A 24,079-nucleotide genomic window follows, 5' to 3' on the forward strand; every position below is an offset into this window, starting at 1 on the left:
TTTGTAGTCAAACATTTTAGTCAAGCTGGAGACATACAATGGACCGGCGATGCACAATAAAACGATTAGCAGCTTTTTCTGCATTCGGACTTTCAAATTCAATTGGAGCAAACGAGGCCCTCGCAGAGTACATTTGTGGTGACGCCTTCCCGTATAATGGAGGGATGGTGCGACAATGTAGTGTCGGGTTCCGTATCAATCGCGTTACTGCTCTACAAGAATGTGACCAGTGGTGCTGGGCTGCCTGCATCGAATCCGCGTTCGAACTTTATGGATTTAGAGTTTCCCAAGAAGATATTGTGCAGAAGGTCTACGGACCAAGTGTTCCCTGTCTTCCGAGTGTTGGCCCAAACATCGCTAGAGCTGTAGAGGGATACTGGACTGACGAGCGCGGTGATGAGTTTTACGCTGAACTTGAAACACACACCGATGTTCAGTTTGGGATTCATGACCCCTTTGCCCTTCAGCACGCCTCACGCTATCTGGCAGACGATATTCCAGTAATAATCGGTTCTCTCGGGCACGCTACGCTTTTAACAAGTATGACCTGGCTCGAGGACAACTTCGGGCAACAAAGACTCACGGAGATTGTCGTTCGAGATCCTTGGCCCTACCGACAAAACAAACGGCTGCTTACTGCTCAAGAGCTTTACGGCGCTACCTACCTTGCTGCAGTTTTCGTTGACTACTAGTCAGAGCATATCGCTTTCCCAATAGCGGCGTTGTCTATCATCCCCAATCCTGCTCAAGACCTAGGCAAGTAACCATTTGCACTAAAGGAATACTCATCTTTTTTTCCGATAATAACATGGTCATGAATGAGAATACCTAGGGTGTCGCAGGCGTCCTTTATCCGCTCAGTCATGACAATATCGGAGTTACTGGGCGTCGGGTCGCCAGAAGGGTGATTGTGGACGAGGATGAGCGAGCTAGCGTTCAATTCCAGAGCCCGTTTCACGACTTCACGCGGGTATACCGGTACGTGGTCAACAGTGCCCTTGGCCTGTTCCTCATCAGCAATCAGAACATTCTTCCGATCCATGTAGAGAACCCGGAATTGCTCAACCTCGCGATGCGCCATAGCGGTTCGGCAGTAGGTCACCAAGTCTTCCCACGACGACACAACATCCCGCTTCATTATCTGTGCCTGCGCCATTCTGTGCCCGAAGGCTTCAACAACGCGCAGGTGATAGAAAACCCATTCGTTAGCCCCATCTACCTTCAGAATACGATGCTTTGAGGCCGCGATAACACCGTTTAGGTCGCCGAACTCAGCCAGTAGACGTTTTGCCAACGGCTTTACATCAATCCTCGGGATTGCGTTGAACAGCAGCAGTTCCAAAAGCTCATATTCCGGCATTGGATCGTGACCGCCTTTGAGAAAGCGTTGCCGCAGTCGCTCACGATGCCCCCAATAGTGAGGACGGTTAGCCCCATCGTCGTCTTTAATCAGGCCACCGCCAGCAGCATTCTTTCGTGAAAGTCGGTCTCGATACACATACGATGGAGAGTGTGCTGGTTCAGTGATGGCGTCGGGTGGAGCGGAGCGCGCATACAGCTCTTTTAGTCCCTTCAATTCTTCCTCTGAAAAGCCACGTTGCCCATCGTGCTTAACTAGCTTGCCGAACCTCTTCTTATCGCGGCCTATGACCTCTTTGAGATTGTCCAGTATCGCCGACTTTTTCATGGTTACCGCTCCATGCACCAATCCTAGGACCATGCCCAAAAGTTGGTTAACGAGTGGTAAAAACGTCAGATGTAGTCTGAAATGGAACCCATGTCTCAAGCACGCTGATTAAAGATAAACTCATCTACTAGCATGAACGGCTTCAGTTCGAAGCGCCCGCTATCTGTCGCGCTTTTTGATTGCGACTTCCGGCGCTCAATCTCGTTCAACAGAAAAAAGACACCGGCAGGCTTACCAACGAGGTCACGTGGAACCTCGATCCCTTTGAGCGTTGACCTTGCCTCAGAGTACCCTGCCACATTAGCCCTCGTCGCTTCGATCCTGCACCAGTTCAGACGCAATATCGCGTGGGAATGCTACGCAACCTCTAAAGAAAAAAGCAATGCCAAGCAGTTAGTCACAAAAACCATGCGCTAATTTTGCCGCTATTGGGGACTCCACCCTAAGATTACCCTAAGGTTTGCGCCGCCCTTCCTTTCCACAATGCAGGAAACAAGTTTGACCTTCCACAGGTTGTTGTTGCGTTTCGTGGGTCCGACAGCGAAGGTCAGGTCGTTTCTCACAGCGAGGGGCGCTAAACAAAGTAATCAGCACGGATGACGACAACCTGGCCACTCCGTCAACTTACCCGAAGCAGTCCCATTCATGGGCTCCTCACCAGGCCAATGCAATCAGATGTGAGCGTCTCTCTCAAAAGTCGCGGCTTCTCTTTTGAGATAGCGGCAATGGCTTATGAAGGCCGCTACGAATAAGAGCAGTGAAAACGCAACCAGATAGCTGTTTGATTCTGTTGCGGAAAGGTTCTCCAATCTGGCTACTACAATTGTTAAGAGACCTAGGACGGATGAAACATACATGAAGTGAATTTGCGATGCCCATTCAGATAAGTATTTCTGCAAGTTTCCATTTTTGGCGAGGTTTTCCCATCGAGTAATATCCATATCGTGTGGCGTCGAGTCGCTCCCCACAATGCGCACGGCACAATAAAGTAAGCCGGGGTAAAGTAATGCGCGATACATGGAATATGAAGCAGAGCCGATTAAGAAGGAAATCAAAAACATACCCGCCAGAGCTATGCTTGGGGCATTCTCTTGTAGCAAGTAATTTAGAGGTTCTTTGAATCCAATCACCAAATAGATTGGAGGAATAGCGCCCGTGGCCAAGTACCTCAGAATTTCATTTAACTTAAGTGAATCCATAGCGTTCGCACCTAGTCAGCTTCTTAAGGTTTGGCCGATGCCCCAACTTGGATTTATTCAACAACAGGCTCAACGGGATCCTGCCTCAAATTTGGTTCGTACCGGCCACATCCTATTTCCCCGAAACCTAATTAAACTTCTCGTTGAAAACAAAGGTAAATTTCTAAAAGTCGTTAAGTGCTATTTTACCTCACGTTTGCGTGGATGTTCCTGTCCCGTTCTTGCCTTTCTTGGGGTAATATAGTACCTTATATTGAAAGATATGCAGGCGAAACGGACAGAAAAAGGCGAGCAGATGGAAGGTAAAAAGACACTCACAGTCACCCGCTGCGGCGCGCGAACCACTAACGGCATCTGTGAGCAATTGCCAATCAATGGCACAGGCCGTTGCCGCCTGCATGGTGGGCTATCGACTGGCTCAAAAACGCCAGAAGGTCGCAAGCGTCAGTCTGAAGCACAAATTGTTCGTTGGGGCATCCTTCGCGCCGCTCTGAACGCTTACGAAGCGACGGAGGGCGCACAATGACAGTTACTAACTTCGAGCTCACAGATGAAATGAAAACGCGGGCTGCAGCCACGCAGTTGGTAGCCATGGCCTGCGACCGCTACCCGCCCGATATCATCGCTTGGGCACCTTGGCTGGATACATTCATTGAATCCAACTTAGACCCGCAAATCACAATGGCGGCAATCAGAGCCTACGCCAAACTTCACTGGCAGCTTGAGGCGCATTGCTCGGTCTACGGCCCTCACTAAGAAGGAGTTTGTTGATGGAATTTACAGAAGCAAAAGCGATGCAACGAAAGGGCCTGTTCGGAAACATGTCTCCCCGAACCGTAACAGCCTTGCAAGGCATTGGACTGGGTTTGGCGCAACTGGACGCGGGTCGAACACCTAACCTGTCACCGATGTACGCGCGACTAGAGGAACAGGACCGCCAGAAGCAAATGCAGCAGGCCATTGGTCCAGCGTTAGAGCGCATGGACCCTGCATATCGGCAAGTCCTGGCTTCCATGCCCCCGGCTTTGGCGGCACCGTACATCATGAAGCTGATGGAACCGAAGGAGCCAAAACAACGTCGCATCATCACCGGGGCTGATGGGTTCAACTACTTTGAAGACGGAACTCGGGTTCTGCCGAATGTGGTGGCCCCACCGACAGAACAAGATGGCTGGAAGCAGTTGTCACCAGAAGAAGCAGCGGCAACGGGCCTCGACCCACAAAAGGTATGGCAGCAAGGCTTGAGCGGCGCGAACACTGGCAAGGTTCAGGAGGTTGGCGGCGCAGGGGTTCAAGTTAATCTGCCCGGCGACAACACTTGGGATAAAGAGCAAGCCAAATGGTCGGCGACATTCCTTGGTGGGTTGACTGAACAGGGCTCTCAGGCAGCAGCCGAACTCGGTCAAATCAATGTCATCTCTGACCTTCTGAATACCGGGGTTGGTGGAACCGCAGACGCCTGGAAAAGCTGGGCGCAAAATAGCTTGGGTATCAACGTCGCCGGGGGAAACGTAGAGGCGTTGAATGCAGCGATTTCAAAGCTGGTGCCATTGCAACGACCGCCCGGTTCCGGGCAGATGTCGGACCGGGATCTTCAACTGTTTCGCGAAAGCCTTCCACAACTGGTTAATAGCCCGGAAGGCAACCGTATCATCGTTGATACGATGCGCGGGCTTGCCGAACACAAGCGTAGAATGGGTGAGATAGCCTCTCAGGCTATGCTTGGGCAGGTTTCCCGTGAAAATGCGTTGGAACAAATTTACGCGCTCCCCGACCCACTTGCAGGACTATCCGCCCGCATCCAAGCCGCGTCTAGTGCTATGCCTGTAGGCTTCGCAACATCACCAGAAATCGTGTCTACGCTAGAAAAATACAGGGACCGAGGCCTCACGGCTCAATCACTGTGGGACGCAATGACCGAAGAAGAAAGGGCTCCGTTCCATGAGTGAATTCGACACCATTGCGGAACGCGCGTTGGGGCAGAACCCCACCTATGCAGACGCCAAGCAAGGCGAGCATGCGCGCGAGGTATTGCAGGGGCTAGAAAATCAAGGTGACGCCACACCGGCAGAGGTGGCGGCGCTCAGGGCTTTGAACCTGAACCGCACAGTGGACCAAGAGGAAATCGGGGCAACCGACGCTACCTATCGCGGCGCAGCTCAAGGGGTCACTCTAAGTGCGCACGATGAACTGGCGGGTGTCTTGGGTTGGTTGGCTGGCGGCATGTCACAGCATGCCTACACAACAGCACGGGATGGAAGCCGGCAATTGGATGAAGCGGCCCAACGAGGCTTTCCCGAGGAATTCTCTTCGGGGAAGGCTGCAGGCAACATCGGCACTATGGCAATTCCCGGTGGCGCAGCTCTAAAGGCGACAAAAGGAATGGGTTTGCTTGGTAAATCGCTTGTTAGTGGCCTGACTATGGGAACGGCTGCCGGAACCGATGGTTTCATGGGTGGCGAAGGCTTTGAAAACCGTATTGAGAACGCCAAGGCTCCAGCAATGATAGGGGCAGGAATTGGAATTCTAGCTCCGGGAGCTGGCTACCTCGCGGGTCGTGGTGTTCGTGGACTTCAGAACATGCGGCGCAACATACCGGGCTTTGGTCCGGCTGCGACCAACCGGGTCGCGCGGTCGCTAAACTCACGCAGACTGGGCGATGCTGCCGATATTGAGGCTTACCTAGCCGGGCTTGGTGATGAGGCAATGTTAGCGGATGTTCCCGGCGCTCCCAGAAAGCTTGCACAGGGCGTAGCGGCCATGCCGGGTAAAGGGGGAGACATTCTTCAGGACGCCATCGAAAGCCGGACCTATGGGACCTCTGAGCGCGTCGCACGCGTTGTAGACGATACGCTCGGACAGGCAGATGAAGCATTTGATGCGCGTCGTGCGTTGGCGAATGAGAGAAGCTCAAAACTTGGCCCTGAATACGATGCCGCACTGACCTTTGATAAGCCAATCGATGTAAGTGGCATACAGTCGGCAGTCGCACTGCAAGCGGGTGAAAGTGCCGGATCTGTTAAGTCATCCCTTCGTCGCCTCCTGAGCGACCTCGGAGACAGGAACGTAAGCGCCATCAGGTTGCACAACATCCGGTCTGAACTCAGTGATGCCATGAACAAGGCGCAAATATCGGGGGCAAAGAAGTTCAGCCGGCAGATGGACCCGTTTCTCAAAATGATTGACGACAAGCTGGATGCTGTTCCCGGTTATCGCGATGCCCGTCTAGGCTACGGCGCAAACAAGGCCCTCGATGATGCAATTGAAAATGGGCGCAAGGTCTTCAGCGGAAGCGCCGTCTCGGCAATGAGCCCCACCGAATTGCGTGAGACAATGGCGAAGATGTCGCCCGCGCAAAAGGACGCATTCCGAAAGGGTGCAAGAGAATGGGTGTCTGCCTTAATGGGAACTAGCCGGAACGACTCCTCCGCAGCGTGGGGGGCGTTTGAAAAGGGATGGAACGACCAGAAGCTGCGCCTTGTTCTGGGGAATGAAGCAGCGGAAAAGGTTATCAAGCGCCTTCGTGCTGAAAGCGCGTTCTCAAAGACACGTGGAGACGTTTTAGCGGGATCACAGACGCAGTTTCGCGATGAGGCGGCGGGGGCACTGGTGGACCTTCGTGATACGGACACAGGCAGGCGTCCAGGGCCGCTCTCACGGGCGAAACGGGCTATAGACGACGTGGGCAATGCCGCAGTCGATTCCATCCTCTACGGGCCGCGCAGGCGCAACGCCAATGCCGAGATTGGCGGCATCCTGTCTCTTCAAGGTAGGGCACGCGATGAAGTCGTCAGGGGATTGCTTCAGGAGGCGCTTGTTCTTCAGCAGTCAACACGTGCGGAAAACGTGACTTCCGGCTTACTCGATTTCGTCTTGAGAACGGGCGGAACGGGCCTCGTCGCGGGCAGCATGCCCTGATGCAAAGTACCACACGGTTCCGACCAGCAATGTCAGCATCACCGCAGGCGAAAGCCAGTTCACGACCGACGCGGGTAGAACGTCAACGACGAACCAGGACCAAACTAGGTACCACAGGTACATTAGTCCGCCCCAGATGGCCAAAAACAACAAGCGCCAGAATACAGGTTCCATTTGATTAATGTACGTACCGGCGTCCGACGCTTCAAGAAGCTCAGAGTACTGATGATCCATAATGTGGAAACGACTAAACATCGTCGACTGATGGCCCTGGCAAAGTCTTATGATCAAACAACACTCAAACCTTTGCAATAGTCAGACTAACGCGGCATAATCAACACCGTTTTTACCAACTAAATAATAACCGAGAATTTTCTGAACTCGCGCATGCATAAAAATACCTTGGGTTGTTCCGAATTCTCTGCAGTTCTGGGGGTTTTCCGTGGATTGGAAGCGTAGATTTAGAAACGGAGCAGTACTTTTGCTCTTGTGTCCACTAGCGTTCGCATCATGTCAAACTGATCCGACTGAACAGATTACCGTATTTAAGTTTCTCGATAGAGATACTGTGACCAAAACTTCCGAGGATTTTTGGGTAGACCGACACTTAGTCCAAGTGTCCCCAGAATTATTTGAATTGATGAAGCGCTCTAGTCTCTTCTCAGTGGGATCACCCCAACCACCATTGGTTTTCAATACCCAAGATGACGATCCACTGACTCTGTCCGAATATGAAATCGCCAAGGAAGGTGGAATTGCGGTACTCACTTCAGTACAGAACGGTGTTTACGCAGAAATTTGGCTTGACGAGCCGGTGATCTATGGTCGGTTCACTTTGGAAGACAGAACATACGTTTTTGACTCAACGAATGTACCGGATGAATTCAACCTTTCAAGCTATGAGGGGAACTTCCCCGAAACAGAAGACGACTGGACCACACCTCCTCTTTTGGAAGTGCCCGATGGCGTAAAGCCACTAAGGGAGTGCGATTCAAACCCCTATAATTTGCCAATTGGTAAGCCGCGCGCGATAATAAATGTGGGTGTTGTTTATAGCGCTTCGGCTCAGGCAAGAATGCCATCTATTGAATTAGCTATTCGTTCCTCAGTGCGTCGTATGCAGGCAGCAATGGCCACGCCAAACTATTACTTGAGGTTTAATATATCGAATCTTTCGCTCACAAGTATCTCCGAGACCACATCAACCGCGACCGACCTCAACAACCTGCGAAACTCCAGCGCAATCGCGCAGCTACGTGATCGCACAAAATCAGACGTTATAGCATTTGTCGGTAACTATTCGGGTACCTGCGGACGTGGGTATCTGAATGAAAACGTACATCCCGGTCATGCAAGCTACGCTTTTTCAGTCACAAGCTATCAGTGTCTAACTAATGAGACGCTCGCACACGAAGTTGGTCACAATTTTGGGTTAAGGCACGATTATGCTACAGACAGTAGAGGTAGTCTAAACCACGGATACATTTCACACCGCGCAAAAAAGCGCAGCATAATGGCTTACAACAATCCGTGTGCTGCTAAGGGTTACTATTGCTCAAGAATCAGCCGGTTTTCCAGCCCAAAGTATCCGATAACAAAGTCAGAAAACTTTGGCGACACCAGGTCGAACAATCTTGAAGTTATCTGTCTGGCGGCACAGACAATTGCGAGCTTCCGGTAGTTTCATTGAGATAATAATGCGGGAAAGTTACTGCTGGTATTCTGACACACCTTCATGCCCGAACCGAGAAGCGCCGTAACGACCTGCACCCGTTGTGGTCACTATTCTAAAGCCTCACTCGTGTTTTGGGAGGTGTTCCATTTCATCTCTTTGTCGTAGAAAGAGGATCTCGTGTTTTGAGCTTCTCGGCCCAGATGTCAGCATGTTCCTGCAAAAGCTCTGAGCGCCTGTCATAAAGCGCCGTAAGCTGACAACCCGCCCACATTGCCATGCTTTTTTCCTGGTCATTGGCGGCCAGTTCGTACGCATGGACAACGACTGATTGGGCGGTTGCGGGGATAAACTTCATGTGGAGATCACCTTGTCACTCATTCACTGCACTCAAACACCATAGCTGTCCGCAGTAAGTGAAATTGGGCACTCAAGAGACGTTCTAGCGGCAAAATTATAAATTACACCTGCGCCGGTTAGCAGGTTTAGCGGTTATAGTAGAAGTCAGGTCCAAATCTGAGTTTCTAGTTGGCCTTTCCCTACGGCACGTTCCAAAGCAACGTCGGTACCGTAACAGAGCTTTATCTTTTCTCCATAAGGTTGCATTCTTCTATTTGAGCTATTGGTTGGGTTGTATATCGAGGGATAGCGCTTTGGCTTTCATTACGATTCTTGAAATTGACAATGATCCGTTAAGCTTCACAGACGTCACCGTGCTTAACTCTTATCAGGTAGAGATTATTGATAATGATGATGCGCTTGAAGATCCTGATGCTGATGGAAGCCAGCAGCTCGACGTTTCGGGGGTACCTAGTTTCTTAGGTGACTCTACAAACTTTCAAACGTTTGAAACCTATAGCGGTGACATAGGTGGGCAACCTGTAACATTCACATTGGTTCAGTTTTCCAACCCCCAGTACATCATTGTTACATCTGGCGATGTGGATGTCGGTGACACGATAGAAAACACAAACAACAGCATTGTTACTGCGCCTCCTTCAGATTACGACACTTTGCCCTCCTTTGTATGCTTCACACTGGGGTCGATGGTTTTGACACCTCTGGGCTCACAACCAATTGAGACCTTGCAACCCGGCGACCTAGTGACAGTTTTCGATGGAACGGCAAAGCCTGTTCGCTGGATCGGCAAACGACGCCTCACTGTTGGCGACTTACGGCAAAGTCCGCATCTCTGTCCGGTTCGCTTTCGTGCAGGTAGTTTCTCACGCAAATGCCCGACACGGGATCTGACGGTTTCGCCACAACACCGAATTGCTGTTACCTCGCCAGACATGCAGCTGTGTTTCGGTGAAAGCTTGATGCTAGCGCCAGCCAAAGGCTTACTGGATGGTGAAATGGTTTTCCAACTCCCACCCGAGCAAGAAGTTCATTATATCCACGTTCTCTTTGACCAACATGAGCTAATTTGTGTTGAAGGCGTATGGTCCGAGTCCTTTTTCCCCGGCGATACTTCTCTAGACGCGATGGATCGCGCAACGCTGCGTGAGGTTTTCGAGCTATTTCCCGAGCTACGTCAGAGAAAAGGACGATTTGCCGAAACCGTCCTGCCCACACTGAAACCATACGAGGCAGTCTTACTGCGCGAAAGTCTCTATTCGCCCGATGAGATGGCCTACTCTGTCAGACCCGAGCACAGGGGCCAGCAGTTTCATCTATGAATACCAGCAAAAAAATGTTTCTGAACAGCGTGTGCTAGTTAGAATCCTGATCGTTCAGTACTTGCTTTGAAATTGGTTTATCCAACCAAGCCAGGAAGTCGTCAAAGAACTCCAAGTGTTCTTTTCATCAGTCACCTTTATTGACCAAAACCACTCCGACCCCGTTAGCCGTATCACCTGCATCCAGGAATTGGATGCCTTGGGCTTCGAGCGTTGCACGTATTGCTCTGGCAGTGTCTTTTCGCCCGCCTACGGGGCCGTCTTTGGTCTCAAGTCGCGCTATTGTCGGATATGACACCCCAGAACGCTCTGCGAGGTCCATTTGAGACCAAGCCAACAAAGCTCTTGCCGCTTTGATTTGCCTAATTGATAGAATTTCTATTGACATTTGCGCTGCTCGTTATGATATGTTTTCTATCAATACCACAACCGGAGGAAACAGCAATGACTGAACAACGCGTTTGCGCGAACGGGGAAAGTGTGTCTGGGCCTATCTTTGACGTTACTTCGTCGCCCGACACCTACGACAAGGCTCTCAAGATTCTGGCGCTGGCTCGTACTGGCGTCGCGGCCTCCGACAGCGCGATGAACATCGACCTGACAGTGAGGGGGTACGGCGAATTGCTTGAAGTGATTGGGCAACTCGCCTCCGACATCCTCGACATGCAGCCCGGCTTTGAGCCGCCAAAACCAGGAGAAATGCAATGAACGCTGAGACCAAATCAACTGAACTGGACGCAAACCCAGACATCTTTGTCACAGACTTTTCTGACTTGATTACCTGCCAGCAGCGCGTAACCGCCTTCTGCCGATGGTTCGACCTGCCGGACCCTGGTCTGAGTTTCGATGAGGATGGCGATATTCTCGTAGAGGATGTCTTTCTGCAGTGGTGCAAAGAAGAAGGCATTTCTATCGACTGGCTGGCGTGCGGCGATCCGAAAGGAATGGCAGCGGCGTTCCGCAAGTCTCAAAAAGATGAGCATCAGTTCTCAGAAAATCTGAAACTGCTTGATGACCAAGAAATTCGAGCAATCGAGATTGGTATGAAGGCCTACATCGAGGGTTTGGCTCCGATGGAGCAGACAATCAAGGCGGCAAAACAGGCATTGAAGGAAGTCAAAGAAGAAGCCGCGTAACCGGCTCAAATTAAGGGCGCGGTATTCTCTGCGCCCCTTTTTCTTTTCAGAGATTTGATATGAGCTATTACAGCGTCAACCGTCACTGGTCCGACCAGTTCCTGCCTGAGATAAAGAGCATCATCGGCAGTCATATCTTGCAGACTGCGCCAGATCCGCTGGACCACTTCCAAGCCACGGATTTGTTGATGCTGGATGCCAAGGATATGCGCATAGCAGCCAGGGTGAGGCGTTACGGGTATGCCACGAGATACTCCCACCAGTTCACAATACGAGCCAAGCTGCCAACCGGGGCTGAAACTGAGCTATCCAAGATTGTGAACGGGCACGGAGACTGGATGTTCTACGGTCATGCGGGGCCGGATGGGCAGACTATACTGAACTGGTGGTTGATTGACCTGCGGGCGTTTAGGGCGGCGCTGATCCGGCACAGAACAGCAGGTTCTTTCCTGCATATGGGCGACAAACGCAACGCGGATGGGACGTGCTTCAAATGGTTCGATATCCGGTCGTTTCCGAAGGAGCCGCCATTGGTGGTGGCGAGTGGTTAAGTCGCTAGAGAACTACAGGCAAAAGCAAATGATGCGCTCTATCCGTGCCGGTTTGTCTGGCCTGTCAGCAAATCAGGGCACGCCAGCCCTTAAGGTAATAGGCGCGAGTTAACCCCAGCCACCCACCACCGCCGTGGGAAGCCGCTCCTTGAACCCGGGCGGCATACCTTAAGCTACGGTCGTTTTCATTGTTACATATTGGGCCAACATGATGGTGAGGCGCGAGAATCGAGATTACATCTTCCTGCAGAAATACAGTGCGATGTATGGTGGCATATTGTTGTGCGGCAGTCCTCGACCCTCTTCTGAAACGAGCACATCTTCTTCCCGTATGTTACGGTCGGTTGACTTTCGGCCTCTATCAAACCAGTGCGTTGTGCTATTGTCTGTGGCTTGTCCCTGGCTAATTCCAGCAGGAAATTCATGACTGTGTTTGGGCATCTCCTCAGGCAATAGTGTATGAATTTCTGCTCCGCCGGTTTCACCTATTTCATAGTCAGTCAACTGCTCACCATTGGAGTCCTTGTTTGAGTGGGGGCTCCCAGCACCAATTATGAAACGGCCCCGAAGTTCGCGCTGAGTACTCCAGCCTTCTGGACAGGTCTGTGGTATAGTCGGGGAAAAATCAAAAGCAACGACCGCGCCACTTGGAAACTCACCGCCATCAATGCCGTCCCGGCCCGGCGCGCCATCAGATCCGTCTTGCCCCCTCAGAACAGCAACCGCTGAGGGATCACTCAAGATTGCGGTTTTAAGTTCTTCCACCGTCGGTGGAGTTTGCATCTCTCGTTCAAGATGAGTCTCGTGTTCAAGATGAGTCTCAAAGCTTGTGTACAGACTACTCAGGTACCAAGCAGCGCCGATTGCAGGAATTACGGCTCCCACTATTCCACCAAAGACTGCGCTTTTCCAATCTGCCATCGCAATAGTCCTCAACAATTTATGTAAATATCTTGCTCAATGTACGGAACTTCGTACGACCGAGTTTAAACACCCTGACGCAGACAGCAAATTGATTGGACAGCATTGGTTGAAAGGCAGCGCTTTCCGGCAACTAGTGATAGCCCCACCTTTCAGGCGGGTTATGTGCGGGTCCAGGATCAACCGTGCTTTCCGTTATGCAGGAAAGGCGAATAGCAGAAATAGCAGGAATAGCAGCCCGGTTGTGATTTTCTAAGCGCGTAGACGTTTCGCGGGATTCGCAAATGCTATCCATACTATGGAGCCCCCTTCCCACAGATTGAGGGAAAGCTTCACCTTTTAATAATGGTGGAAAATGGAGCGCTGGGCACGGAATCACATTGTGGGACCTGAGGCTCAGCCAGTGGCACAAAATCGAGCACTTTGTCCCCCATATGTCCCCCAGAAATCAGCGCAGGGAGTGCGGGTAGTATCAATTTTTTAGGTAAGTGATTGATTTTAATGGTAGCGGAGGAGGGACTTGAACCCCCGACACGCGGATTATGATTCCGCTGCTCTAACCAACTGAGCTACTCCGCCACGAGTGAGAGGCGATTTAAGCGAGGGGCCGGGGAGGGTCAAGAGGGAAAAGCGTGCCTGCCGAGATTCTTTATTGCGTTATTCAATGCGCGTCCTGCTCTGTCAGCCGGGTGCGGGAATTCTCGGCGATCTGGCGGATGAAACGCGCGCAGACTTCGGGTTCTGTGATGAGTATCATGTGACCCCGGTGTTCCATGACCTCAAAAGCCAGGCCGAATTTCGTCATTGTGGCACCGTGTAGCTCGGCGAACAGGATCGGGTCCTCTGTCCCGAACAGAATGCCTCCGGGCACGCGCAGATCGTTATAGCGTGAAGTCAGGGCACCCATGCTGGCCTCTACCCCGACAACATCCTGTGAGGCGGTGATAAAGGCCGAGGGGCGAAGACCAAGGGCACCCCCAGCACGGTTCAGGAAGTCTGAGGGCGCGGGCTCGGGTGCGAAGACGTCTTTCAGCACGAGGGGTGCGGTTTTTCGGGCCATCGGGACGGCGATTGTATTGCCAATAAGGTTGCGCAGCCACTCGGTACGGATTTCAAGTGGTTTGAAAACGGCGGGCGGTTCCGGCATTTGTCGCGTCAAGGGGGCCAGAAGCGCCAACGCCGCCGTGTTGTCGGGATAATCCAGTGCCATCGCAAGAGACACGGCGCCGCCTAGAGAATGACCGACCAGTGTGGCTTGATCGACGTTCTTTATTTCCAGAAACTCGTGAATCATGCGGGCTTGTTCGGGCAATTCCGCCAACTGGGCAGCATCGCGCGTGGAATAGCCACAGCCCGGACGGTCAACCGCGAGAACGTGATAATCCTGAGCAAGATCATCCACCAACGCATACGTAAAATGCTGCAATTGGCCTGTTAGGCCATGGATCATGACAATTGTCGGGTTGGAAGGGTCGCCTTTTTCGACATAGTGAATGCTGCCACCGTGAACGGGCACGATCCGCCCCAGTTGCGGCACCATTTCGGTGCCCTGCCGCGTTAGGCGACGAGTCCAGATGTGCATCCCCAGCAAAAGGGACATCAGCAACAAGACAATCGTTAGCAAAATCGACATCACGGTTCTCCGGCAGGTTTGCACAGGCGATGGTATTGCCCGGAGCCCGATTGCACCATGCGTTTTCTGAACGGCTGAATTGGCAGGCAGATAACCGCAACCTAATTAATGGTGTGTAAATTGGTATGACTTGGTCAGAAAAGCTCCCAGCACCCGGTATGTGCGCCGCACTGATAATATGGTTGAACAGACCGCTCAGCGTTCAACCACTTCCGCTCAACACATCAGCTGACGGTCGTGGCAGCAAATCAAGCAGCCCGAACACGCTATCGCGACAAGCAGGGCCAGCCCAATCAACAGGATAAAAAGCCAAAGGTAAGTCCGGCTGGCGTAGCACGACGCGCCGCCACCGATGCACCAGCAGGGTGCGCAGTGTTGCGCTCTGCAAGGGGGTTGGCGCCCAGCCTTCGGGACGGGACTTCGCGGCGCGTTCGACCGCGCCCAGAAGAGCCTTGCAAGAGGCGCGCAATTCGGGTGGACACAACCGATCCTGCACCCATTTGGGAGCTGCGTGCGGAGAGATGTCCAAGGCCAGCAAACCGTCCGACTGATCGGGCACAGGCCCCGCACCCATCGCTACGTTGCGCCCAATAGGGATATAGTCGTCGCTGAGCATCACGTCTTCAAGCACTTGTGTGCCCGATCCATCCTCGGCGATCAGAAGATGCCAATTTTCAATGGGCGAAGGACCGCGCGCATATATGCGCGGCGTGACGGCGGCGGATTGCGTCCGGCCGAATTCCGAGAGGACATGGCGCGAGACGCGTCCAATCCGGTCACTTTCAATCCAGCCGTCCTTGCGCAGCCGGTGCAGAGCGACGCGGATCGCTTCGGGTTTGATGCCCATCGGCTCAATTATCCGGGTCAGAACACCGCCCGAGATTTGCGCGCCGGGCTCTTGTGCCATGTCACCAAACAGCGAGACGATAATCGACCAGACCCGCTGGTCTTGCGGGTCCGCCAGTTCGGCCACAGCCGTTTCGAACCACGAACTCTTTTCGGTCATGGACCCAGTTTAACCCATTAGGCCCAATAAGAAAAACAGGTAGTACAGCGGGTCAGCGGGCGTTCATGGTCAGAAGCTCGTATTCTGCGACCGGTTCGTCATCTTGATTGGTCAGGGACACGTGCCAGCGAACCTCACCATAGTCGTCATTGCGTGGGGTTTTCTGCTTTACCGTCAGGCGCACCTTGATGCTGTCGCCAGCAACAACGGGCTTCATGAACCGCAGCCCGTCCAGCCCGGTATTGGCCAGCACCGGCCCCTCGTTCGGCTCGACAAACAGACCAGCCGCAAAGCTGAGCAACAAATAACCATGCGCCACACGACCGGGGAAGAACGGATTTCGCGCCGCCGCGTCCTCGTCCATATGCGCATAAAAGGTATCGCCGGTGAAATTGGCGAAGTGTTCGATGTCCTCCAGCGTGATGGTTCGCAAGGCTGTGTGCAGCGTCTCGCCGACCTGCAACTCACCAAATTTACGGGTGAACGGATGTGCCGGACCTTGGATTTCGGGCGCTCCTGGCACCCATTTGGTGCTGATACCACTAAGCATGCGCGGGGAGCCCTGAATGGCCGTGCGCTGCATATAGTGTTTCACTCCGCGCACGCCGCCCATTTCCTCACCGCCGCCCGCACGGCCCGGCCCACCATGCACCATATGGGGCAGCGGAGATCCGTGGCCGGTCGATTCAGCCATCGAGTCGCGGTCGTTGATGTAAATCCGCCCGTTATAGGCTGCGGTCCCCATCACTACGTTGTGCGCGACGTTTGTGTCGTGAGTGATCAGCGACGTGACCAGAGATCCCTGCCCGCGATTGGCAAGTGCCACCGCATGATCCAGATCGCGGTAGCCCATGAGGGTCGAAACTGGGCCGAAGGCCTCGGTATCGTGCACGCGCTGCGCTTTGTCGGGGTCAGCACAGTAAAACAGCATCGGGGGAACGAATGCGCCGGTCTCAGGGCCGTGCAGGTCGAACGCGTCGGGGTTGCCATAAACCCGTTCAGCCTCTTGCCCGATCAGAGCTGCCTTTTCCAGAACGTCGGCTTTCTGCCCGTTCGACACCAGCGCGCCCATGCGAGTGGTGTCGGAACGGGGGTCGCCGATGGTGATCCTTGCCAATCGGTCAGACAGCGCGGCAATTATGGCGTCGACCTGCGGCTGGGGCGCGATGATGCGTCGGATGGCAGTGCATTTCTGGCCCGCCTTTGTGGTCATCTCGCGCGAGACTTCCTTGACGAACAGGTCAAATTCGGGCGTGCCGGGCGTGGCATCGGGCCCGAGGATGGAAGCGTTCAAGCTGTCCTGCTCGGCCACAAACCGGACCGAGTTCTGCAAGATCGCAGGCGTCTGCCGCAGCTTCAACGCGGTGTTCGCCGAGCCTGTGAAGCTGACCACATCCTGACAATCCAAGTGATCGAGCATGTCGCCCAACCCGCCCGAGACCAGCTGTAGCGCACCGGCAGGCAGGATGCCGCTATCCAGCATGATCCGCACTGCCAGTTCGGTGACGTAGCAACTGTTGGTAGCCGGCTTGACGATTGCAGGCACGCCAGCCAGCAGCGTCGGGGCCAGCTTTTCCAGCATCCCCCAGACCGGGAAGTTGAAGGCGTTGATATGAACCGCGACCCCTTGCAAGGGCGTGCAGATATGCTGCCCCAAAAAGGTGCCATTGCGTGACAACTGCTCGATTTCGCCGTCCAGATAAACCTGCGCATCCGGCATCTCGCGCCGGCCTTTTGAGGTAAAGACAAACATCGTGCCGATGCCACCATCGATATCGATCAGGTGGTCCTTCTGCGTGGCTCCGGTTTCGAAACTCAGGTCGTAAAGGGTTTGTTTATGCGCCGAAAGCTCTTGCGCCAGCGCCTTGAGCATCCGGGCACGATCGTGGAACGTTAACTTGCGCAGCGCGGGGCCACCGGTATTGCGCGCATAGTCAAGCATCGCCTGTACGTCGAGCGCGGCATTGCCAGCGCTGGCAAATGGTGCGCCGGTGATGGCGGATGCGATGGTGCGTGCGCCTTCGCCAGGCGCGACCCAAGTACCAGCGGCGAAGCTGGAAATCTGATGCAGGGACATGGTGTTCTCCTGTTTGATGCGGTGGGACTAGTGTCCCAAAGCGCCCATTTGCTGCGGCAGATACAGCACCACGATGGGCACCAGCACGATCAGCGCGAGGCGGAAGATATCGGCGATCCAGAACGGAGTGACGCCACGAAATATGGTGCCGGTCGAGACGTCACCCACCACGCCTTTCAGAATGAAGACGTTCAGGCCTACGGGTGGAGTGATCAGCGAGATTTCGGTGACAACCACGACGACGATGCCAAACCAGATTGGGTCATAGCCCAGAGACGTGACCAACGGGAAGAAGATCGGAACCGTCAGCAACAGCATCGAGAGAGATTCGAAGACGCAACCCAGAATGATGTAGATACCAAGGATCATCAGGATCACGACAAACGGAGCCACATCATAGGCGGTCACCATCGCGATCAGGGCTTCGGGCAAACCGGCCAGATTGATGAAATTTGAGAATATCTGCGCACCAATCAACACCGCGAACAAGGCAGACGCGGTAAAGCAGGTCTCTTTCAGCACCTCGAATGTCGAGCCAACCGTGAGACCCCCACGAAAGAGTGCAATCAGAAAGGCCCCAGCGGCCCCCATACCTGCGGCCTCGGTGGGTGAGAATGTCAGGTTTAGGGGCTCAAAATCGAAGGCTCCATAAAGCCCGCCAATCACTAGGAAGAACAACAACAGCACCGCCCAAACCGAACCCAGCGCACGGATGCGTTCGGACCATGTGGCACGCTCTCCGGCTGGGCCGGCCTCGGGGTTGCGCCAGACGGTCCAGCGCACGGCGAAGAGGTAGAACAGAATGCCGAGGATGCCAGGGATGATGCCCGCCATGAACAGTTTCCCGATCGAGGTCTCGGTCAGCAACCCGTAGATGACCAGAATGACCGATGGTGGGATCAGAATGCCCAATGTACCACCGGCGGCAATCGAGGCGGTCGAGAGTTCATCGGAATAGCCGTAACGCCGCATCTGCGGCATCGCGACCTTTGACATCGTGGCGGCGGTCGCCAGCGACGATCCGCAGATAGCCGAAAATCCGCCACAGGCCGCAACCGTTGCCATGGCAATACCACCGCGCATGTGGCCAAGAAAGGCGTTGGACACCGCATAAAGCTCGCGCGCCATGCCGCCCTTATTCACGAACAGGCCCATCAGGATGAACAGCGGCACAACCGACAGACCATAGTCCTGCGCAGTGTCGGTGATCTGTCGGCCCACCATGGACATGGCAGCCTTCATCCCGCGCTCATCAAAGATTGAGCCGCCACGCTCATAGGCAAATCCCAATGTGCCGACCAGACCCATGGCAAAGACGATAGGAAGGCGCACCAGCACCAAGATCAATACAATCGCAAATCCGATTAGCGCTGCGGTCATTACATAGGCTCCGACAGTGTATTTGGGGCGAAGGCCTTTAGCAGCCCAGTGGCGATCATCACCAGCGCAGTGATGGCAACAGACAGGGTAATGAACCAGCCGATCAGGTAGGTGGGGATTGAAAGATATTCGGTTACATCCCCATAATCCCGCGCTCGCTCGGCCAGGACCCAAACGCGCTGGACCGGCCAGAACAGCATGATGCCGCTGACCACATAGATCACAACGTCCCGCGCACGCGACAGATGCAGACGGTGGAAGAACCCGTCTGTCAGATCGACCGCGATATGGCCATTGGTGGTGGAGACGATCGGGAGGACAGAAAACACCAGAATTGCCATCAGAATGCGCGTCAGCTCGGTGGCGGCCTCAATGGGCGCATTGAAGACCGAACGCAGGATCACGTCGCAAAAGGTCATTACCATCAGGATAAACAGTGCAATGCAGGCCACGATCACGGGAAGGGCGCTGGCACGGCGCACAAGCTGAATAATAGGGGTCATGGGAAACTCGCGCAGGGTAAGTCAGGGCGGCGCAAGAGCCGCCCTGCAGTCGGATCAGTTGGAGGACATTTCCGATTTGATCATGTCATATGCGGCCTGAGCGTCGACACCTGTTGCGTCAACCTCGGCGATGACCTTGCCGCGGATGTCTTCGGCGATGGCCGAGAACTTCTCCATATCCGCATCTGTGGCAGCGTTGATCGCATTGCCCTCCGCCGCCTCGGTTGCCTCACGTCCAGTGGCGTCGATCTCATCCCATATTTTGCCGATCTCACGGCTCAGCGGTTCGCCGAACACGTTTTCTTCCAGCGCCGCCTGCAGCTCTGCAGGCAGATCAGCAAAGGTGTCTTCGTTCATGATGAAGGCAAACGAACCACGATAGAGGCCACCGGGCATCTCATAGACGTTCTGCGCAACCTCGGTCAGCTTGAAACCCTTGCGCGATTCCAGTGGCATGACCACGCCGTCAGCGGCTTTCGATGCCAGTGTTTCATAGACTTTCGGAGCGGGCACCTGAATGCCGGTCGCGCCAAGCGCCGCACCAACGTCTCCGCCAACGCCACCCGGGATACGTACTTTCAGGCCCGAAACCTCATCCAGAGTGGTTACTGGCGCGCTGGAATGCAGCTGCGCGGGTCCATGCGTGTGCAAGGCGATGACTTTGACACCACGATGCTCGTCAGCAGCTTTCAAGTACTTGTCGTAGGCGCGCCAGTAAGCAACCGAAGCGTCCTCGGCCGAGCCTTCGTAACCAGGCAGTTCGATCAGCTTGGTGGTGACGAAGCGTCCCGGTTGATAGCCGTGAAAGATAATCGAGGCATCGGCCGCGCCATCCATAATCAGGTCCATCTGCGCAGGCGGTGGAGCGATACCCAGCTTAAGCTCTGCGGTGACCTGCCCGTCAGTGGCCTCCTCTACCATTTCGACGAATTTGGGCCACATCTTTGCGTTGATGCCGTGGGTGGGTGGGGCCCAGCTGGAAATTGTCAGGGTGTAGTCAGCCGCAAAAGCAATGGTGCCGGACACCGCCAAGGTTGCAGACGCCAACAATGTGGTGAGCTTGGTGAATTTCATGACCGGGTCTCCTCCTCAAAATCGCAAGTCGTGAATGTGTTAATGGTACGTTTTGTAACTATCAACGACGAGAAATGCTGTTCCGCCCGCTGGCCAAAGTGCATTTCCGATCGCCGAGTCACAAACGGCTATAGAATTTATTGACCAACCGTTCGGTTTATGCAAGAAGTTTGTTGTAACTTATGAAAAGCGAACCGGGCATGTCCGACACGATTATTTCGCAGAATATGGGTCAATGGGTTGAAATTACACTCAATCGCCCTGATCGCCTGAACAGTTTCACGGATGAGATGCACTATGCCCTGCGCGCTGCACTTGAGGCCGCGCGTGACGGTGGTGCCCGAGCGGTGCTGTTAACCGGCGCGGGGCGCGGGTTCTGCGCAGGGCAGGATTTGGGCGATCGAAACCCTGCCACGATGGAGGGTCCGCCGGATTTGGGCTATACAGTTCGCACCTTCTACGCGCCTTTGGTCCGCCTGATCAGGTCCTTGGAATTACCTGTTGTCTGCGCCGTCAATGGCGTTGCCGCCGGGGCGGGTGCGAATCTAGCCCTGGCTTGTGATGTGGTACTTGCCGCTGACTCCGCCAAGTTTATCCAATCATTTTCCAAAGTGGGCCTGATACCTGATACCGGCGGCAGTTGGCATCTGCCCCGTTTGCTGGGTGAAGCCCGAGCCAAAGGGCTGGCCCTGACTGGGCAACCCCTGCCAGCAAAGCAGGCTGCGGATTGGGGGCTGATCTGGAAAGCAATTCCAGACGCTGAACTAATGACCGAGGCGCGCGCACTAACGGAACAGTTCGCCAATGGTCCAACGCTGGGACTTGGCCTGACGAAACAGACGATACAGGCGGCTGCCACGAATACCCTGACCGATCATCTCGAGATTGAGGCGGACGCAATGAAAACCTGCGGCGAAAGCGTCGACTATGCCGAGGGCGTTACTGCGTTTCTGGAAAAGCGCGCGCCAGTATTTCGGGGAGAATGAGATGACGCCGAAGGAACGCGCCCAGAAAGCCGCTGCTGCCATGTGGGGGCGGGACAATGCCTCGAAATGGGCAGGCATGGAACTGGTCGAGATGGATGAAGGCGCTGCGACGCTGGCGTTGCAGGTGGCTGACCATCACTGCAACGGGCACGGGATCTGCCATGGCGGCGTGACATTCATGTTGGCCGACAGCGCCTTTGCCTTTGCCTGCAATAGTCGCAACCAGTCCACGGTCGCCCAGCACAATGTGATCAGCTACGTCGCGCCCGCGCGATCCGGTGATCTGCTGACGGCCCGCGCAACGGAACTGAGCCTGACAGGGCGCAGCGGTATCTATGACGTATCCATAACCAACCAAGCCGGACAAAAGATCGCAGAATTTCGGGGCTTTTCCCGCGCGGTCAAAGGTCCGGTGTTTGACGAGACCTGAGATGAGGGGGATGGCATGAAGGATCTTACTCCGAACAAGGCGGATCTTGATCCGATCGAGATCGCCTCGATTGATGAAATCCGCAACCTACAGTTGGATCGGCTGAAATGGTCGCTGCGCCATGCTTATGACAACGTGCCTATGTACCGGCAGCGGTTTGATGAGGCCGGTGTGCATCCTGACGACCTTCAGTCCCTCAGTGATCTGGCACGGTTTCCGTTTACCTACAAAAACGATCTGAGGGAAAACTATCCCTTTGGTCTGTTTGCAGTCCCGCGTGAGCAGATCATTCGTGTTCATGCCTCGTCGGGAACCACGGGCAAGCCAACCGTCGTGGGGTATACGCAAGGCGATATCGATAATTGGGCGGATCTGGTGGCGCGGTCGTTGCGTGCCAGCGGCTTGCGCCGGGGCGACATGGTGCACAACGCCTATGGCTATGGCCTGTTCACCGGCGGTCTGGGCGCGCATTATGGAATCGAACGTCTGGGGGCCACGGTCGTCCCGATGAGCGGTGGGCAGACCGGCAAGCAGGTCGACCTGATCACTGACTTCAAACCTGACGGGATTATGGTAACACCATCCTATATGCTGAACATTCTTGAGCAGTATCACAAGATTGGACTCGATCCGCGCGAAAGTTCCTTGGCTGTCGGCGTCTTTGGCGCTGAACCTTGGACGGATTCGATGCGCTCCGAGGTTGAACAAGCATTCGATATGCATGCCGTCGATATCTACGGCCTGTCCGAGATCATGGGACCGGGCGTCGCCAATGAGTGCGTCGAAACCAAAGACGGGCCCGTGATCTGGGAAGACCACTTCTACCCCGAAATCATCGACCCGCAGACCGGCGAGGTCATGCCTGATGGTGAGATTGGTGAACTGGTCTTTACCACGCTGACCAAAGAAGGTCTTCCGATGATCCGCTATCGCACCCGTGACCTGACGCGGCTTTTGCCCGGCACGGCGCGGTCGATGCGTCGGATGGAAAAGATCACGGGCCGCTCGGATGACATGATCATTCTGCGGGGTGTCAACGTCTTCCCCAGTCAGATCGAGGAGCAGGTTCTGGCAACCGGCGGTCTGGCGCCCTACTACCAGATCGAACTTTATAAAGCTGGCCGGATGGACGCGATGCGCGTGCATGTCGAAGCAACGCCGGATGCAGCCGATGAGCTGAGCAAAACCGCCGCTGCTCGGATGCTATCTCGCCGGATTAAAGAGGTGGTTGGCATCTCGACCGAGATCGATATAGGCGAGCCGGGCGAGGTTGAACGCTCACAGGGCAAGGCCCGGCGCGTGATTGACAATCGGGACAGCTAAGCGACAGACGGAGGGTCAGGATTTGGCGCGCACGATAGCAAAAGACCACGACCATAAACGAACACGCATCCTGAAATGCGCCGCCCGCGTCTTCGCGCAGGAAGGATTTGATCGGGCGTCAATGTCTCAGCTGGCGCGGGAGTGCGGGATATCCAAGGCCAATATCTATCACTACTACGACAGCAAGGACGCCATTCTGTTTGATATTCTCGACAGTTACCTGCTGCAATTGCGTGACCAGGTTTGCGGCTTGGACCTTGACGGGATGGAACCCGCGGATCGCTTGAAACGGGTGGTGCGGGAAATCCTACTGGCCTATCAAGGCGTGGATGATGAGCATCGCGTGCAAACCAGCGGCATGTCCGCATTGCCCGAAGAGCAGCAGAATCTGCTGCGTGGCTATCAGCGGGATCTGGTTGTGTTCGTCAGTGACATCATCGCCAGCATCTCGCCTGCAACTTTCAAGGATGATGCGGCCAAGCTTCGGGCCACGACCATGTCCGTTTTCGGAATGTTGAACTGGTTCTACATGTGGAATGCCGGGGCGGATGCCAACGCGCGCAGCGATTACGCCGCGTTGGTAAGCAATCTGACATTATCAGGTGTTGATGGCCTTTGAACCCTTGTTGGCACAGAGTTGATTTGGCTCTGCGGTCAGGATGAGGTTCAATAAGGGCGGAGGTTACCCATGCAACGCCCTGATCGTTTCGATAAATTCTATTTCGCCAAAGTAGGTCTGGGCGAAGCCTGTGGCTGCGCCGAGCGGGTGATTGACGTTTTTGAGTTCAATCGGAAATGTGGTGCTAAAGCCCGGCAGTCATTGAAGAAAGATCGGCGAAAGCGTCGCACGCTTCGCGGTTTGGCCGTGAAGTATGGGTTGTTGAGCCGTAAACGCCAACCTTGA

General features: G+C 54.4%; 26 protein-coding genes and 1 tRNA gene. 15 read left to right on the top strand and 12 right to left on the bottom strand.

The window, feature by feature from the left end; translation table 11 throughout:
- Positions 1–38: 38 nt before the first annotated feature.
- Positions 39–692, top strand: coding sequence for a cysteine peptidase family C39 domain-containing protein (locus tag AC2TEM_RS09990; protein WP_480856164.1), 654 nt, complete (start codon positions 39–41; stop codon positions 690–692).
- Positions 693–745: 53 nt separating this feature from the next.
- Here the strand turns inward: AC2TEM_RS09990 and radC are convergent, their stop codons facing one another.
- Both radC and AC2TEM_RS10000 read right to left on the bottom strand, forming a co-directional pair.
- The gene (radC, locus tag AC2TEM_RS09995; RefSeq protein ID WP_480856165.1) at positions 746–1,687 is read right to left on the bottom strand and encodes a RadC family protein; all 942 of its coding nucleotides are present in this window, start codon (positions 1,685–1,687) and stop codon (positions 746–748) included.
- Positions 1,688–2,358: 671 nt separating this feature from the next.
- On the bottom strand, positions 2,359–2,886 hold the full coding sequence (locus AC2TEM_RS10000) for a hypothetical protein (protein WP_480856166.1): 528 nt from the start codon (positions 2,884–2,886) through the stop codon (positions 2,359–2,361).
- 262 nt (positions 2,887–3,148) lie between these two features.
- On the opposite strand from AC2TEM_RS10000, the gene AC2TEM_RS10005 reads away from it, so the two are divergent.
- The 5 genes from AC2TEM_RS10005 (at position 3,149) to AC2TEM_RS10025 (ending at position 8,485) form a co-directional block, all read left to right on the top strand.
- Complete coding sequence (locus tag AC2TEM_RS10005) at positions 3,149–3,412, top strand: HGGxSTG domain-containing protein (RefSeq protein ID WP_480856173.1); 264 nt, start codon at positions 3,149–3,151, stop codon at positions 3,410–3,412.
- On the top strand, positions 3,409–3,642 hold the full coding sequence (locus AC2TEM_RS10010; protein WP_480790582.1) for a hypothetical protein: 234 nt from the start codon (positions 3,409–3,411) through the stop codon (positions 3,640–3,642). The genes AC2TEM_RS10005 and AC2TEM_RS10010 overlap by 4 nt, the downstream gene beginning before the upstream one ends.
- Before the next feature lie 14 nt (positions 3,643–3,656).
- The gene (locus AC2TEM_RS10015; protein WP_480856167.1) at positions 3,657–4,835 is read left to right on the top strand and encodes a hypothetical protein; all 1,179 of its coding nucleotides are present in this window, start codon (positions 3,657–3,659) and stop codon (positions 4,833–4,835) included.
- Complete coding sequence (locus AC2TEM_RS10020; RefSeq protein ID WP_480790580.1) at positions 4,828–6,804, top strand: hypothetical protein; 1,977 nt, start codon at positions 4,828–4,830, stop codon at positions 6,802–6,804. Before AC2TEM_RS10015 ends, AC2TEM_RS10020 begins: the two co-directional genes overlap by 8 nt.
- Positions 6,805–7,246: 442 nt before the next feature.
- Positions 7,247–8,485, top strand: coding sequence for a zinc-dependent metalloprotease family protein (locus AC2TEM_RS10025; RefSeq protein WP_480856168.1), 1,239 nt, complete (start codon positions 7,247–7,249; stop codon positions 8,483–8,485).
- A gap of 142 nt (positions 8,486–8,627) precedes the next feature.
- Here the strand turns inward: AC2TEM_RS10025 and AC2TEM_RS10030 are convergent, their stop codons facing one another.
- The gene (locus AC2TEM_RS10030; protein WP_170648244.1) at positions 8,628–8,834 is read right to left on the bottom strand and encodes a hypothetical protein; all 207 of its coding nucleotides are present in this window, start codon (positions 8,832–8,834) and stop codon (positions 8,628–8,630) included.
- Positions 8,835–9,129: 295 nt separating this feature from the next.
- Here AC2TEM_RS10030 and AC2TEM_RS10035 point away from each other — a divergent pair, with 295 nt between their 5' ends.
- Complete coding sequence (locus AC2TEM_RS10035; protein ID WP_480856169.1) at positions 9,130–10,155, top strand: Hint domain-containing protein; 1,026 nt, start codon at positions 9,130–9,132, stop codon at positions 10,153–10,155.
- 127 nt (positions 10,156–10,282) lie between these two features.
- Here AC2TEM_RS10035 and AC2TEM_RS10040 read toward each other — a convergent pair whose 3' ends face one another.
- Positions 10,283–10,543, bottom strand: coding sequence for a helix-turn-helix domain-containing protein (locus tag AC2TEM_RS10040; protein WP_170398010.1), 261 nt, complete (start codon positions 10,541–10,543; stop codon positions 10,283–10,285).
- A 56-nt stretch (positions 10,544–10,599) separates the two neighbouring features.
- Here AC2TEM_RS10040 and AC2TEM_RS10045 point away from each other — a divergent pair, with 56 nt between their 5' ends.
- The 3 genes from AC2TEM_RS10045 to AC2TEM_RS10055 are packed head-to-tail and all read left to right on the top strand — an operon-like array spanning position 10,600 to position 11,842.
- A complete protein-coding gene (locus AC2TEM_RS10045) occupies positions 10,600–10,863 on the top strand; it encodes a hypothetical protein (protein WP_170648236.1) in 264 nt (87 codons plus the stop codon).
- Positions 10,860–11,291 carry a hypothetical protein gene (locus tag AC2TEM_RS10050; RefSeq protein WP_480790577.1) on the top strand — a complete coding sequence of 144 codons (432 nt, stop codon included), beginning with the start codon at positions 10,860–10,862 and terminating at the stop codon, positions 11,289–11,291. Before AC2TEM_RS10045 ends, AC2TEM_RS10050 begins: the two co-directional genes overlap by 4 nt.
- A 59-nt stretch (positions 11,292–11,350) precedes the next feature.
- A complete protein-coding gene (locus AC2TEM_RS10055; protein WP_480856170.1) occupies positions 11,351–11,842 on the top strand; it encodes a hypothetical protein in 492 nt (163 codons plus the stop codon).
- Between the two features lie 234 nt (positions 11,843–12,076).
- Here AC2TEM_RS10055 and AC2TEM_RS10060 read toward each other — a convergent pair whose 3' ends face one another.
- From AC2TEM_RS10060 to AC2TEM_RS10095, 8 genes are all read right to left on the bottom strand, one after another.
- The gene (locus AC2TEM_RS10060) at positions 12,077–12,763 is read right to left on the bottom strand and encodes a phage tail protein (RefSeq protein WP_480790575.1); all 687 of its coding nucleotides are present in this window, start codon (positions 12,761–12,763) and stop codon (positions 12,077–12,079) included.
- Positions 12,764–13,265: 502 nt separating this feature from the next.
- Positions 13,266–13,342, bottom strand: a tRNA-Met gene (locus tag AC2TEM_RS10065).
- 82 nt (positions 13,343–13,424) lie between these two features.
- Positions 13,425–14,396: an alpha/beta fold hydrolase gene (locus AC2TEM_RS10070; RefSeq protein ID WP_170424486.1), complete on the bottom strand. Its 972-nt coding sequence runs from the start codon at positions 14,394–14,396 to the stop codon at positions 13,425–13,427.
- Positions 14,397–14,598: 202 nt separating this feature from the next.
- Positions 14,599–15,402, bottom strand: a complete 804-nt coding sequence (locus tag AC2TEM_RS10075; RefSeq protein WP_170424488.1) for a PaaX family transcriptional regulator C-terminal domain-containing protein — start codon at positions 15,400–15,402, stop codon at positions 14,599–14,601.
- A 52-nt stretch (positions 15,403–15,454) separates the two neighbouring features.
- Positions 15,455–17,479: a phenylacetic acid degradation bifunctional protein PaaZ gene (paaZ, locus tag AC2TEM_RS10080; protein WP_480856171.1), complete on the bottom strand. Its 2,025-nt coding sequence runs from the start codon at positions 17,477–17,479 to the stop codon at positions 15,455–15,457.
- Between the two features lie 27 nt (positions 17,480–17,506).
- Positions 17,507–18,859, bottom strand: a complete 1,353-nt coding sequence (locus AC2TEM_RS10085) for a TRAP transporter large permease (RefSeq protein WP_170397698.1) — start codon at positions 18,857–18,859, stop codon at positions 17,507–17,509.
- Positions 18,859–19,362: a TRAP transporter small permease gene (locus AC2TEM_RS10090; protein WP_170397701.1), complete on the bottom strand. Its 504-nt coding sequence runs from the start codon at positions 19,360–19,362 to the stop codon at positions 18,859–18,861. Before AC2TEM_RS10090 ends, AC2TEM_RS10085 begins: the two co-directional genes overlap by 1 nt.
- 54 nt (positions 19,363–19,416) lie before the next feature.
- The gene (locus AC2TEM_RS10095; RefSeq protein ID WP_170424492.1) at positions 19,417–20,436 is read right to left on the bottom strand and encodes a TRAP transporter substrate-binding protein; all 1,020 of its coding nucleotides are present in this window, start codon (positions 20,434–20,436) and stop codon (positions 19,417–19,419) included.
- A 200-nt stretch (positions 20,437–20,636) separates the two neighbouring features.
- Between AC2TEM_RS10095 and paaG the strand changes: the two genes are divergently transcribed.
- From paaG to AC2TEM_RS10120, 5 genes are all read left to right on the top strand, one after another.
- On the top strand, positions 20,637–21,422 hold the full coding sequence (gene paaG, locus AC2TEM_RS10100; RefSeq protein WP_170424494.1) for a 2-(1,2-epoxy-1,2-dihydrophenyl)acetyl-CoA isomerase PaaG: 786 nt from the start codon (positions 20,637–20,639) through the stop codon (positions 21,420–21,422).
- 1 nt (position 21,423) lies between these two features.
- Entirely contained in the window at positions 21,424–21,852 is a 429-nt protein-coding gene (gene paaI, locus AC2TEM_RS10105) for a hydroxyphenylacetyl-CoA thioesterase PaaI (RefSeq protein WP_170397710.1), read from the top strand.
- 15 nt (positions 21,853–21,867) lie between these two features.
- Entirely contained in the window at positions 21,868–23,175 is a 1,308-nt protein-coding gene (gene paaK / locus AC2TEM_RS10110) for a phenylacetate--CoA ligase PaaK (RefSeq protein WP_170397713.1), read from the top strand.
- A gap of 22 nt (positions 23,176–23,197) precedes the next feature.
- Positions 23,198–23,794: a TetR/AcrR family transcriptional regulator gene (locus AC2TEM_RS10115; RefSeq protein ID WP_170397716.1), complete on the top strand. Its 597-nt coding sequence runs from the start codon at positions 23,198–23,200 to the stop codon at positions 23,792–23,794.
- 69 nt (positions 23,795–23,863) lie between these two features.
- Positions 23,864–24,079 (top strand): hypothetical protein, encoded by a 216-nt coding sequence (locus AC2TEM_RS10120; RefSeq protein ID WP_170397719.1) that lies wholly within the window; start codon positions 23,864–23,866, stop codon positions 24,077–24,079.

It is taken from the genome of Ruegeria sp. HKCCD3925, from assembly GCF_057221175.1.